Genomic DNA, 12,823 nt, shown 5'->3' with positions numbered 1-12,823 from the left:
GACAAACCACGATATGTTCTCTTCATTGACCAATCGGACGAACCCCATCCCTGGACGAACGATTTGGACTTGGCTCGCCGTCTTGTTGATTTCGACATCGAACGCCATGTCACAAGATCGCGATCGCGTCTTCCCCACTAAAGGAGGTGCAGCCGCAACGGGGCGCATCACCGAGCGAACCCGGGATAAGATCGTGCTGGAATCCAACCGAGGAACGACGCAATCATTTGATACGATCGATGTCGAAAGGGTCGTTTACGATGGAGAACCTCAATCGTTATCGCGAGCCAAGGACAGTATTGTTCAAGGCCAATACGATCAAGCGGAGACGGAGATCGCGGACGTCGCAGTCTCGGCTTTGAAAACCGACGCGATGAAAGAGGACTTCGGATTTTACAAAGCCTATCTCGCTGCAGCCCAAGCCATGCGAGGGAAGGGAGATTTGGTGAATGCCACAAAGTTGCTTTTGGACTGGGCCAAAACCTATCCAAGCTCTCCTAACTTTTACGCGGCATCCGAAACACTAGGTAATTTAGCGATCGCCCTCGGAGTTCCCAATCAGGCCTCTCGTTATTACGGGGCTGTTGCTGGCGCTCCGTTCCCCGAACTCAAATTGAGAGGGGGCTACCTGCAAGGAAAAGCATTGCTTCTGCAAGGAGAGGTCGACGAAGCGCGAAGCAAATTAGCGGCGGTCACTCAAGCGAGCGTCGCAGATGCCCCCATGCTCAAGATTCAAAAAATGGCCGCAATCGGACTGATCCAATGCGATGCCGCGCAAGGTAAAGGGAAGGACGCAGTCGCTTCGCTAGAAAAAATGGTCGATGAAGGGGATTCATCCGATGCAGAATTATTCGCAGCCTTGTTCAATAGCCTGGGTGCGATCTATGCAAGCCAGAATAACCATCAAGAAGCGCTCCTTTCCTTCCTAAAAACCCACTTGCTTTACTCCACCCAAGCCGATGCCCATGCCGAAGCACTGTACAATTTGTCGGTGCTCTGGAGCAAACTTGGAGAACCGCTCCGCGCAGCCGATGCCAAATCCGAATTGGTCAAGCTGTACCCGAACTCCTCATGGGCCAAAAAGTAGTCTTAGGGTTTATCCTCCATCTATCTCGTCACCGTTTTCCTAGTCGGTAGTCTTGGAGACTTTCATGCGTTTTGCTTCCTTCCGTTCGAGTTTCGCAGCCTGGACACGTATTACCTTGCCATGCGCCGTGAGTTGGTTCTTGTTGACGGGAGCCCTCTATGCTCAGGAACCCGCAGCTCCCGCCCAGCAAAACATGCTTGTCAAGACTTGGGTGGCCCTCGGCGCCTCCTACGCGATTACCTTTTTGATCATGTCGATCATCTTGGTTGCGTTGGTGGTCCGAGCGATCCTTGCGGTGCAAAAGAGCAATTTCATCCCCGATGACTTGGTCCAAGGCATCGAAGCGAGCTTGGCTGAAAAGAACGCGCAGGCCGCCGTCGACTTAGTCCAAGCCGACGATAGTTTCCTCGGACAAGTTCTGACGGCGGGATTGGGTAAGCTTCAAAAAGGCAAGGAAGATGCCTACGAAGCCATGCAGATCATCGGCGAAGCGGAAATCATGAAGCTCGAGCATTTGCTCGGCTATTTGGCACTCATCGGCAACATTGCCCCGATGGTGGGTCTCCTCGGTACCGTTCAAGGGATGGTGACCTCCTTCGGAAAAATCGCTGCGAGCGCTCAAACTCCCAAGCCCAATGAACTGGCAGGTGGGATTGAGCAAGCGCTCTACACGACGTTGGTTGGACTCATGCTCGCCATTCCGGCGATCACCGTTTACAACATCCTCCGAAATCGAGTGCAACGCAACACGTTGCTGGCCGGAGTTCAGTCGGAAGACCTTCTCGAAAAGTTTGTGCCCTTCGTGAAGTAGTGGCCTCCACGTTTGGAACGGTTGGGAGCATCGAACGGTCTGTCGCGAGCAGGTAGGGCAAGACATGAAATTCAAACAACGATTCGAGGCGAAAGCGGCCGAAATGGATATGACGTCCATGATCGACATGGTCTTTCAGCTCATTATCTTTTTCATGGTTCTGATCAACTTCTCCCAGGATGATCAAAACGACAAAATCAAACTCCCCACCAGCGAGCTTGCGAAACCAGCCGATGCGCCCCTAAAGAATTCGATCTATATTCACTTGGGTTCGAATTCCGCCATCTACATGGGCTCCAGCACCGCGACGGTGGAGTCCATTGCACCCCTCCTTCGCACAGAAATCACGGTGCTAGAGGGAAATGGCGAATCGGCCAAGACAGCCAATCTCATCATCCGAGCGGACCAAAACACCCCGGGAGGCGTGCTGCAGGATTTGATCAAGCGATGCCAGGAGCTTGGTTTTGAACAGTTCACCCTACGGGTCAAGGAGCAAGACTAAGCACCATGAAATTTCGCGGTAAACGCTCCAATGAAAAAGTGGAATTGCAGCTCACTTCGATGATCGACGTGATCTTCCTGCTTCTTATCTTCTTCATCATGACCTTCAAGATTGTTGCACAAGAAGGGGATTTTAACATTCGGATGCCCCTGGGGGGCGGAGCAGGCTCTCCCGATAACACGAGTATTCCGATCAAGCTAAGGCTTCGCGCCAATGCCGATGGGGAACTTGCTGATATTGTCATCAATGATCAGCAATCCTTCGGTTCCGATTTCGGCAAGCTGCGAGAGTTCATCCTCCAACTGACCGGTGGAATAGCCCCTCCTAGCCCTGAAGAGGGGCCTGAGGTCGAGATCGACTTGGATTACAGCCTTCGGTACGTGCACGTCGTACAAGCGATCACGGCCGTGACGGGGCAAAAGCAAGGCGACGAAGTGACTCGGTTGGTGGAACGGATCAAGTTTGCTCCGCCACGAAAGCCGCAGCCTTGATCGCGATCAATCGTTGAAGAACTTCTCCGTTCGCCAAACTCCCGAATCCCTTGGCCCTTCTTCTAAAGAGTCATGCGGCACGAACCGGAGCACGGCCCGCAGACGACCGCTGGAATCTATAGCCAGAACCTCAGATGCAATCGGTAACTCCGGTATGCAAGCAGACTTCAATTTCTGCCCCATCCGAAATCGATTCAGCACATCCTCCTCGAGCGTCACTTGTGGCAGTTGCCCCAGCCCCCATTGAGGAGGAATGAGAGCGCGCGCGATGTCATGACGATCCTTTAATGCGTCCATGCGAATCGTTGCTGGAGAACAAAATGCCCCGACGCGCGTTCTCTCGAGCGAGCTCATGACGGCATCGCTTCCAAGAGCCCTCGCAATATCTCGTCCCAGAGAACGGATGTAAGTTCCCGTCCCACATACGATCCGAAGCGTCATCGAGGGAATCGAATCGGTCTCCAGGGAGAGCGAGAGAACTTCGATGCAGGAAATAGAGACCTTCCGAGAGGGCATCTCGATCGGCTTTCCGCTTCGTGCCAAGTCGTATGCGCGCTCCCCATCGATTCGAACGGCAGAGTACGCTGGAGGAATCTGCTCGATCTCACCTAGGAATTGCGGTAGCACCGAATTCAGATCGTCTCGAGTGAAATTCGGAACGTTAGGCAGGACCGAGCAAGTCGTTTCGGTATCCACCGACGGGCTGGTGCGGCCGAGCTGGAACGATCCGATGTATTCCTTATCCAGTTCGTGGTACTCCTCGGTGAGTCGCACCGCGTTGCCGACCAAGAGGAGAAGAACGCCGGATGCAATGGGATCGAGGGTCCCGGCATGCCCTACTTTCACGGGCTTCATCAAGCGTTGTACGTGATTCACGCAGTCACGGCTCGTGGGACCGCTCGGTTTATAAAGAGGAAGCAGTCCGAACATTTTGTAGGTGGATTGTACGGGTTGTAACGCGAAGGCTAGGCAATTCGCGGTTCTTTGGAGGAAATCGGAGACTTTTGCCGAAGGAGGACAATGGGAAATTGTATCGCCCTCTTCTGGAGTGTGGAGTGATGGAAAACCAAAGATCGGTTCGCTGGGATGTCGCTGCAGTCGTCATGTTTGCTGCATCGTCACTCGTGTGGCTATCGCTCCTCTCGCACGACGCAGCAGACAATCTCGGTGATATGCCCCGCATCGTCCAGACACTCTACACGCCGATCGCACCGGCCTATCCGGCGAACGAGTCGATTCAGAATAGTTGTGGCTATGTCGGTGCGTTGATCAGCGATATTCTCTTGCAATCCACCGGGATCGGCGCCTACTTGATCGCCGGCTTGATGGTCCTCTCCGGGATCGTCATGCTCCGACAAAAGCCTTGGGCCTCGTCGTTAGGTCGATCAATGGGTTGGTCCCTCATACTCCTGAGCGTTTGCTGTTTGCCAGGACGACTTGGAATGCAGCCAAGCATTCCCGTGCCGATTGGGGCAGGTGGTTACTTGGGTACCCTTTGCAATCTTTGGATGGATAACCATCTCGCCCATGCGGGAGGGACTATCCTCGTTCTCGGTACCTTCGCAGGAGGAATGTTGCTAAGTACCGAATACGCCCTCGTCCGTTACTTCGGCTATGCCGCCACAGGTAGCCTTATCGCAGCACGCTACTTTCGTATACCAACGTGGACATGGCGCCGTCACAAAGAGCTTCTCTCAGGCGTTTTCTCTCCTAAACGCGCCGATCTTCCCAATTCAGTCACCATGCGACAGGATCCAACCTCTGTCTCGGCCATGGTTGAACAAACGGCTGCACCCAGATCGACGAGTGTGATCGGAATGTCTGCGATCCGAAACGCCGTGGAAAGCGTAACTCAAGCCCTTGCGGGACCTTCCAAGGAACCCGAGGCGAACTACGAATCGGAGGAAGAATCGCTGCAGGACCAACACCACGATGGCCCCGATGGCCCCCAGATTCGGATTGGCCGACGGGCTAGCGCGACCATCAGCGCGAGCGATTTGGCATCGGATGCGAAGGCATCCGTCCGAACCGATCTTTCGTTCCCAAAACCCAAAGCTCCCCCGACACTCCCCGCGATTGCAGGTGGGCTTTTGGGGGATGCGAAGAAAAATGGTTCGGCACCACCGGATGATGAGCTCCTCGACAGCGACGAGGAACTCGATGACGAATACGAGTACGCAGAGGACGAAGAATACGACGAGGATGGTGAGTACTCGGAGGAGGACGAAGGAGACTATGACGACGGCGAAGAGGATGAGGTCCACACCGAAGACGAAGAGCCTGAGGAAATCGTTCCACCTGAACCTCGCAAAAAGCGGAGCCTGACGATCCGTTCCGACGCGACGCACATCGAGGAAAGGGTTCCCAAGATCAAGACGGGGCCGTCCAAGAAAAAGGAACCGCCCCCCGAGGAAGAACCTGTCGAAGAAGATCCTGCGGACTCACTTCAGGAAATGGACGACACGAAGCTTCCTGAAGGGACCGAGGAGTACGCGCTCCCAGGTCTCGATCTCCTCACCGAATCGGACGATATCTCGTATGACGAACAAACCGAAGAGGTGAAGCGAAAGGCCAAAGTGCTGGAGCAGACCTTCGCCAACTTCGGTTTCAACGTTCGCGTAGTCGAAGTCGAAACGGGGCCGGTGATTGCCCAATACGAAATCGAGCTCGAAGCCGGACTGCGATTGAGCAAGATTACCGGTCTGGCCGATGACTTGGCCATCGCCCTACGAGTCCCCAGCGTTCGTATCGTCGCGCCTATTCCCGGAAAGAACAGCGTAGGGATCGAAGTACCCAATGAGAAACGGCAGATCGTGCGGATGCGCGAGGTGATCGAGGAAAGCGGCCCGCAGATTCGTAAGCAAAAGATCCCGCTGTTCCTCGGGAAAGACGTATCGGGTAAATCCCTCACGGTCGACTTGGCCAGTCTCCCTCACTTGCTCATCGCCGGTCGAACAGGTACAGGAAAATCCGTTTGCTTGAACTCGATCATTTCCTCGATTTTGATGACGAGGCGGCCTGATGAAGTTCGCATGCTGATGATCGACCCAAAGATGGTCGAGCTCAGTTGCTACGGACGCTTGCCACACCTCATGCACCCGGTCGTCATCGACATGCGAAAAGCGGAAGCTATTTTGGCCTGGGCTGTCGACAAAATGGAAGAGCGCTACGCACTCCTCGCGCGTGCGGGCGTTCGGCATTTGACCAACTACAACCAACTGGGCCGGGAAGAGCTGCTGGATCGCTTGAAGCCGGAGAACGATGACGAAGCGGATCTTATCCCGGATCATCTTCCCTTCATCGTCATCGTCGTCGACGAAATGGCCGACTTGATGATGACAGCAGGAAAGGAAGTCGAAGCGCACATCATTCGATTGGCCCAAAAGAGCCGAGCGGTGGGAATCCATTTGATCCTCGCCACCCAAAAACCGACCGTCGATGTCATCACGGGTTTGATCAAGAGCAATCTGCCAGCTCGAATCAGTTTCCAAGTTGCTAGCCGGACCGATAGCCGCGTCGTACTCGACGAGATGGGAGCGGACAAACTGCTGGGCAATGGAGACATGCTATTCCTGTGGCCGGGAACGAGCCAACTGCTGCGCGGTCAAGGCACCTATTTGAGCGACGATGAAATCAACGCAATTGTCGACCACTGCAGCATGGGCGGTGTACAGAACTTTGTTCAAGAACTTGTACAGCTCAAAGTGAACAAAGACGAAGGGGAAGGGGTGAAGCCAGGGAGTTTCAAGAAACGGGATGATCTCTACGAGGCGGCAGTGGACATCGTGGTCCGCGAAGGACGGGGCAGTTGTTCGTTGTTGCAGCGCGCGTTAGGAGTCGGTTACGGTCGAGCAGCCCGATTGATCGACTTCATGGCCGAGGACGGAATCGTCGGAGAGTACAACGGATCGCAAGCGCGTGAAGTGCAGATCACCATTCAGCAATGGGAGGAAATGCGAGCCAACGCGGAGGGAGAACCCGCTCCAACTAGCAAGGGCCGGGGAAAGAAGACGCGTCGCGATGAAGGATTGAGCGAAGCCAAACCACCGAAATCGAGCAAGAAACGGAAGAGTCGAAACAAATCAGAATCCGAGGAAGCCTTTGTAGGGTCCGAGGGAGAGGATGACGAAATCATCTGGCAAGACGACGAGTGAGCCGCGCAGTCTCCAGCTCGACATCGCGTCTAGCGTGCTCGACCTGCGTCGACCTCGAGCTTGGCCCGCCAATCGGATTCATATTGTCGACTGAGCAATAGCTGAACGCGTCTCGCTTTGTCTCCTTCGTGATCGATCAAGATCTTCATGGCTTGGTCCAAGAGCTTCTTTTGCGGAAGCGAATCGACTTCACCCGGTGCACGGGCCAATCGATCCAAAGTTGCTGCAAGCTCCAGAATTTTCGCGCGCGCGACGAGATACTCTTCACTCAGAATCTTGTCAGCGCTGCGCGTTGGAAGTTCGTTTGCCATGATATTTACACCGAAGTGATTTTGGAAATTTGATCGACACGAATCGACGAACCAACAACCGATTGAGCGCTCATTATAGTCGCTTAGTATTCGTTCTCCGCCGTTTCTTGAGGTTCGTCGGCTGTAGCCGCCAGTTTGTTTTCCGCGACTTGACGGATCCGGCGCTCGCGTACTTCCTCGCCCAACAGCTCGAGAACTTCGGTGACAGGCATGGTTCCAAGTTCGCCGGAGATCCGATCCCGAAGCGCGATGGATTGGGTTTCCGCTTCGCGCGGTCCCACGACGGCCATATAGGGGATGAGTTCCAGTTGAGCATCGCGAATCTTGGCTTGGACTTTCGCACCACGCAGATCGGTAGTGACTCGGAATCCAGCGTCGGTGAATCGCTTCTCCAACTCGATCGCGTAGTCGTTCGACTTCTCGCTTAGCGGGCAGATACGAACTTGTTCAGGGGCCAACCACATCGGAAAGGCGCCCGCGAAGTGCTCGGTCAGCATGCCTACAAATCGCTCCATGGAACCAAACGGAGCGCGGTGAATCATGACCGGCCGGTGGGTTTTGTTATCCGCTCCGACATATTCCAGCTGGAATCGTTCCGGCAAGTTGTAATCGAGCTGAACGGTGCCGAGCTGCCATTGTCGACCGATGCAATCGCGGACCATGAAGTCCGCTTTGGGCCCGTAGAAAGCCGCTTCTCCTTCGGCGGCAGAGAAATTTAGGCCGGACTCGGTGAGGACGCGACGCAAGGCTGCTTCGGCCTTTTGCCAATTCTCTTCGGAACCTACGTATTTGTCGCTCTTCGGGTCGCGAAGGGACAATTGCACGCGATAGTCCTTCAGTCCAACCGATTCGAGCACCAATCGAGTCAATTCGATGGTGTTGCGAAACTCCTGTTCGACTTGGTCCGCGGTGCAGAAGATGTGCGCATCGTCTTGAGTCAGCCCTCGAACGCGGAGCATACCGTTCAGCTCACCGGTTTGTTCAAAGCGATACACGGTGCCAAATTCGAAGAGCCGCAGCGGGAGCTGCTTATAGGATCGAGGGGCCGCTTTGAAAATCTGCGCGTGATGCGGGCAGTTCATCGGCTTGACCAAGTAACGTTCATGTTGTCGCTGCCAATGCTGCAAGATCGCGACCCGATCCGAGACTGGCGACAAAGGATCGTACCCCTTTAGTTCGCAACCGAGAACTTCGGCGGATTGGAGAAACGCGACTTCATGAGCTTGCTGCAATCCGTTTGGCTCCTCGAGACGGCGGATCCAAGCATCGACCAATGCACCGGCATCGCTGGCGAAGAGGGGTGGGAATTGACTATCGCGGTAATAAGGAAAGTGACCGCTGGTTTCGTAGAGTTCGACGCGGCCCAAGTGAGGGCTGTAGACCGGTTCGTAGCCCCGTTTGAGCATCTCTTTGCGCAAGAAATCTTCGAGCAAACTGCGAATGCGCGCCCCCTTTGGAAGCCAAAGACACATGCCTTGCCCCACTTCGGCGCTGATTTGGAACAGCCCCAGTTTCTTGCCGATGACTCGGTGATCTCGCTTCTTCGCCTCTTCGACTTGGTCGAGATATGCCTGCATGTCTTTCTGACTGAACCAGGCGGTACCGTAGACCCGCTGAAGCTGTTTGCCGGACGCGTCCCCTTTCCAGTACGAACCCGCGACGCTCATCACTTTGAACGCTTTGATGCGGCTCGCGTCCGGGATATGGGGACCGCGGCAGAGGTCCACGAACTCCCCTTGGCGATAGAATCCGAGCGAATCGTGGGAGGCGAGACCGGTCTGGATGTGCTCGACTTTGAGAGCCTGCTTCATGTCGCTGCACAGCTCGATCGCTTGTTGGCGATCGAGAGAGAATTGCTCGAACGGTTCCCCTTTTTCAACAATCTTCGCCATCTCCGCTTCGATGGCAGCGAAGTCCTCTTCGCTCAGTTTTCGGGGCAGATCGAAATCGTAGTAGAAGCCGTTATTAATGGTGGGACCAAACGCCAGCGAAACGCCCGGAAAAAGCTTCATAATGGCCCGGGCCATCACGTGTGCGCAGGAATGCCGGAGTACCCCGAGAGCTTCTGGGTCTTTTTCGGTGAGAAGGCGAAGGGGGATGGGCCCATTGCCAGCAAACCCATGCAATGGGCGAGTCGCATCGATCACGTGATCGCCAACTTTCGCAGCGATGACAGCTTTCGCAAGCCTAGAGCCGATCGATTCGGCCACCGAAAGGGGACTCGCGTTATCGGGATGTTGGACAACGGAGCCGTCTGGCAATTGGATTTCCAGCATAATGAACCTTTCCTTACCCTCGGCACAGTTGGGCGCAGCCGCAGGAGGAGATAAATGGAGTTATGAGCGTCAGAACAGATGACCCTCTTTCGTCCGCAATGTTCGCGATACAGGCGTCACTTTGCAATAGGGGGTTGCCAAAGGGAAAAGCCGTCGGGATCCCACTACCCTGCGGCATTCCGACTCCCTGGGATCAGAAAGATCGATACTGTACTCGAAGCGGCGGGCGGAAGTGTGTATTGTTGAACCTGCACGAAATCGTCCATTCACCATTGCTCCCCATCACTGGCTCTAAAGTCGTTTCTGTACCTATGACCGTTTTAGTATTCGGCCACCGCAACCCTGACACCGACGCAATCTGTTCCGCTATCGCTTACGCGGACCTTTTGCAGCAAACCACTCGCCCCGAAGCGATCGCGGCATCCTGCGGCACCCCCAACAAACGGACCGAGTATCTGCTCCGACGTGCCAAGGTCGCACCACCTCGTTTGGTGATGGACGTTCGTCCGGAAGTGGAGGATGTCTGCCAGCGAAATGTCACGACGGCCTCCTATGGCGACGTGTTTTACGAGGTCTACCAGCGGATGAAGGAGCACGATCTTCGGGCGATCCCTGTGATCGACGACCAACGCAAAGTGATCGGGGTCCTCTCCCTGCTGCAGTTGATGGATTTGATCTTCAGGGACGATCGGGACCCTCTCAAGACAAGAACCGTTCGAACAAGCCTTTCTAAGATCTGTGAAATCATCGGAGGAACATTCCAACACTCGATCGAACCGGCCCAACACGATGAGCTCTTGGTCATGGTGGGTGCCATGAGCGCGGGTGGCTTCACCGAGCGAATGCAACGCTTTCCTGCCGAACGATTGCTCGTCGTGAGCGGCGACAGACCGACCATCCAATTGCCGGCGATCGAGCACGGAGTCCGAGCCTTGGTCGTCACGGGTGGCTACTCGTTGTCGTCGGGTTTGGTGCAGCTCGCACAAGCCAGAAATGTGGCGGTGATCCAGAGCCCGTTCGATACGGCCACGACAACCATGCGAATCAAGTCCGCGCAGTTCATCGACTCCGCGGTCGACAACACCTACATATCGCTCTATGCAAAACAACCGATCGACGAAGCCCGCGCGATCGTAGAGAACTCGAACGAACCGATCTTTCCTGTCGTCAATGATTCCGGAACCTTGGTCGGAGTTCTTTCCAAATCGGATTTGGTAAATCCCCCTAAGCCACGCTTGATCCTGGTCGATCACAACGAACTCAGCCAAGCGGTCAATGGCGCTGACGAAGCCGACATTATCGAAGTCCTCGACCACCATCGACTCGGTGGTGGCCTGAAGTCAACGCAGCCGATTCGTTTCATCAACGAGCCGGTTGGGTCGACCTGCACGCTCGTCGCACGTCAATTCCGAGCTTGGGGAATCATGCCGAAACCAGGTATCGCCCTTTGCATGGCTGCTGGGATAATCTCCGATACACTATTCCTGCGTTCCCCGACAACGACGGATGTCGATCGCGATATCCTCAAATGGTTGCGAGGATTCGTTGAAATCGATTTGGAAGAGTATGCCAAAGAGTTTTTTGAAATCGGTTCCGCGCTTCGAACATGCACTGCCGAAGAGGTCGTTCGAGAAGACTGCAAAGAATTCGTCGAGCACGGCATCCGTTTTTCGATCTCACAAATCGAGGAGATTGGATTCGATCTTTTCTGGGACCGCAAAGATGATTTGCGAACGGCATTAGAGGCAATGGCCGAGAGCTGTAAACTGGAGTTTTCCGCTCTCCTGGTAACCGATGTCGTAAGCAATGGTTCGCTATTGCTCCTCTCGCATGAATCCGAAGAGTGGGACGAGATCAATTATCCTCGTCTCGATCGGAATCTATATCAGCTCGATAACGTGGTGAGTCGCAAGAAGCAACTCCTGCCACTGATCGCCCAGTTGATCGAAACCTCGCAGCGTCATTGATTTATTCCAAGACCGAAGTTCGGCGAGCGAACCAGGGGAGCGATTCACGCTGGCGACACGTCCACAGAGGAACCCGAATATGTTTCTGCTTCGCGGCTTGGCCGCCCTTTCGCGAGGAGTGGGCAGTTATATCAGCCTGACGATTTTGCTCAGCCTTTGTGCCACCATCCCGATCTTGCAGTTCGCAAGCCTGGGATACATGCTGGAATGCTCCGCCAGGATAGCGAACAACCGACCTTGGACGGAGTGCTTCCCAGGGGCTTCCCAAGCTCGGAGATTGGTACTCGCGCTCGCGATGATCGGGTTGACGTGGCTTCCCGTCTGGTTTGTCGCCGATCTCGCCTACACGGCTGCATTGATTGAACCGAACGGTTCTCAAGGCCCGCGGCTTCGAATCGCAGCGATGGCCCTCACTCTTCTGTGGATCGTATGGATCCTTTGGGCCGCCGTGCGCGGTGGGAGACTGAGAGATTTTCTCTGGCCGGCTCCCGTTCGTTTGGCAAAAAGCGTTTTTCGTCGGGACTTTTGGCATCTGGCCGAAGATCGGCTTTGGTCGGGTTTGCGATCCCTGCACCTGATCCATTTGATTGGCCGAGGTTTTCTGGCTTCGATCGGAGCTTTGATATGGTTGGCATTGCCCGCGAGTTTGATGATTCTCTCGCTGACCGGTGCGCAGAATGCCGGTAAGGGAATTCTGGGACTTATCGGCGCGATCGGAATGGTCTGGGTTGTAAGCCGATTGCCTTATGTGCAAGTCGAGTTTGCAAAGACAGGGGACTTTCGAAGCTTTTTGAGGGTAAGAGACATCCGCCAAGCCTACTTCCAATCCCCTTGGACGTTAACCATTTCGCTCGGTGTGTTGCTCGTCTTTGCAACGCCCCTCTACATCCTCCGAATCGAACGGATCCCGGAAGAGCTCGAGTGGATCCTCACTTTGTTCTTTGTGCTTTTCATTTTCCCGGCTCGCATCGCAATCGGTTGGGCCTGGAAACGCGCCAACGAATCAGGCGAACGGGCTTGGTGGTTTTCTCGCTACTTGGTGTGGCCATTTCGATTGGCGATCGTGCTCCTCTATGTCGGAGCTCTTTACCTCGCACGCTTTACCTCTTGGGAAGGGGCAGCGGTTTTCCTTCTGCAACACGCATTTCTCCCTCCCGTTCCTTTCTTCGTTCGCTAAACTCCTCCTCTGTCCATTTGGAGCGAAAGGAATGAGAAGCCAAAGCT

The 12,823-nt window shown here is 54.8% G+C and carries 10 protein-coding genes; 7 read left to right on the top strand and 3 right to left on the bottom strand.

Annotated elements, in window-relative coordinates:
* Window positions 1–13 precede the first annotated feature (13 nt).
* The 4 genes from SH467x_RS15020 to SH467x_RS15005 all read left to right on the top strand — a co-directional run bounded on the left by SH467x_RS15020 (window position 14) and on the right by SH467x_RS15005 (window position 2,891).
* The gene (locus SH467x_RS15020; RefSeq protein WP_482367926.1) at window positions 14–1,087 is read left to right on the top strand and encodes a tetratricopeptide repeat protein; all 1,074 of its coding nucleotides are present in this window, start codon (window positions 14–16) and stop codon (window positions 1,085–1,087) included.
* A gap of 64 nt (window positions 1,088–1,151) precedes the next feature.
* Window positions 1,152–1,898 (top strand): MotA/TolQ/ExbB proton channel family protein, encoded by a 747-nt coding sequence (locus SH467x_RS15015; protein WP_482367925.1) that lies wholly within the window; start codon window positions 1,152–1,154, stop codon window positions 1,896–1,898.
* Window positions 1,899–1,962: 64 nt separating this feature from the next.
* Window positions 1,963–2,400 carry an ExbD/TolR family protein gene (locus tag SH467x_RS15010; RefSeq protein ID WP_482367924.1) on the top strand — a complete coding sequence of 146 codons (438 nt, stop codon included), beginning with the start codon at window positions 1,963–1,965 and terminating at the stop codon, window positions 2,398–2,400.
* 5 nt (window positions 2,401–2,405) lie between these two features.
* Window positions 2,406–2,891: an ExbD/TolR family protein gene (locus SH467x_RS15005; RefSeq protein ID WP_482367923.1), complete on the top strand. Its 486-nt coding sequence runs from the start codon at window positions 2,406–2,408 to the stop codon at window positions 2,889–2,891.
* Window positions 2,892–2,897: 6 nt separating this feature from the next.
* On the opposite strand, the gene truB is transcribed toward SH467x_RS15005, so the two are convergent.
* Window positions 2,898–3,821: a tRNA pseudouridine(55) synthase TruB gene (truB, locus tag SH467x_RS15000; protein ID WP_482367922.1), complete on the bottom strand. Its 924-nt coding sequence runs from the start codon at window positions 3,819–3,821 to the stop codon at window positions 2,898–2,900.
* 128 nt (window positions 3,822–3,949) lie between these two features.
* Here truB and SH467x_RS14995 point away from each other — a divergent pair, with 128 nt between their 5' ends.
* Complete coding sequence (locus SH467x_RS14995; RefSeq protein ID WP_482367921.1) at window positions 3,950–7,045, top strand: FtsK/SpoIIIE family DNA translocase; 3,096 nt, start codon at window positions 3,950–3,952, stop codon at window positions 7,043–7,045.
* 29 nt (window positions 7,046–7,074) lie between these two features.
* Here the strand turns inward: SH467x_RS14995 and SH467x_RS14990 are convergent, their stop codons facing one another.
* Both SH467x_RS14990 and thrS read right to left on the bottom strand, forming a co-directional pair.
* Window positions 7,075–7,356, bottom strand: a complete 282-nt coding sequence (locus tag SH467x_RS14990) for a hypothetical protein (protein ID WP_482367920.1) — start codon at window positions 7,354–7,356, stop codon at window positions 7,075–7,077.
* Window positions 7,357–7,439: 83 nt separating this feature from the next.
* Window positions 7,440–9,632: a threonine--tRNA ligase gene (thrS, locus tag SH467x_RS14985; protein WP_482367919.1), complete on the bottom strand. Its 2,193-nt coding sequence runs from the start codon at window positions 9,630–9,632 to the stop codon at window positions 7,440–7,442.
* A 311-nt stretch (window positions 9,633–9,943) separates the two neighbouring features.
* Between thrS and SH467x_RS14980 the strand changes: the two genes are divergently transcribed.
* The gene (locus SH467x_RS14980; protein ID WP_482367918.1) at window positions 9,944–11,599 is read left to right on the top strand and encodes a putative manganese-dependent inorganic diphosphatase; all 1,656 of its coding nucleotides are present in this window, start codon (window positions 9,944–9,946) and stop codon (window positions 11,597–11,599) included.
* Between the two features lie 79 nt (window positions 11,600–11,678).
* Window positions 11,679–12,776, top strand: coding sequence for a hypothetical protein (locus SH467x_RS14975; protein WP_482367917.1), 1,098 nt, complete (start codon window positions 11,679–11,681; stop codon window positions 12,774–12,776).
* The last annotated feature ends 47 nt before the right edge of the window (window positions 12,777–12,823 follow it).

The sequence above is a fragment of the Brakhagea slesvicensis genome (assembly GCF_052161625.1).
Taxonomy (GTDB): domain Bacteria; phylum Planctomycetota; class Planctomycetia; order Pirellulales; family Pirellulaceae; genus JBKCUI01.
This window is presented reverse-complemented; position numbering and strand designations above follow the sequence as displayed.

Bases quoted from the DNA above. Each gene is read 5' to 3' on its own strand.
- SH467x_RS15020 (WP_482367926.1), top strand. From the start codon at position 14: ATGTTCTCTTCATTGACCAATCGGACGAACCCCATCCCTGGACGAACG.
- SH467x_RS15015 (WP_482367925.1), top strand. From the start codon at position 1,152: ATGCGTTTTGCTTCCTTCCGTTCGAGTTTCGCAGCCTGGACACGTATT.
- SH467x_RS15010 (WP_482367924.1), top strand. From the start codon at position 1,963: ATGAAATTCAAACAACGATTCGAGGCGAAAGCGGCCGAAATGGATATG.
- SH467x_RS15005 (WP_482367923.1), top strand. From the start codon at position 2,406: ATGAAATTTCGCGGTAAACGCTCCAATGAAAAAGTGGAATTGCAGCTC.
- truB (WP_482367922.1), bottom strand. From the start codon at position 3,821: ATGTTCGGACTGCTTCCTCTTTATAAACCGAGCGGTCCCACGAGCCGT.
- SH467x_RS14995 (WP_482367921.1), top strand. From the start codon at position 3,950: ATGGAAAACCAAAGATCGGTTCGCTGGGATGTCGCTGCAGTCGTCATG.
- SH467x_RS14990 (WP_482367920.1), bottom strand. From the start codon at position 7,356: ATGGCAAACGAACTTCCAACGCGCAGCGCTGACAAGATTCTGAGTGAA.
- thrS (WP_482367919.1), bottom strand. From the start codon at position 9,632: ATGCTGGAAATCCAATTGCCAGACGGCTCCGTTGTCCAACATCCCGAT.
- SH467x_RS14980 (WP_482367918.1), top strand. From the start codon at position 9,944: ATGACCGTTTTAGTATTCGGCCACCGCAACCCTGACACCGACGCAATC.
- SH467x_RS14975 (WP_482367917.1), top strand. From the start codon at position 11,679: ATGTTTCTGCTTCGCGGCTTGGCCGCCCTTTCGCGAGGAGTGGGCAGT.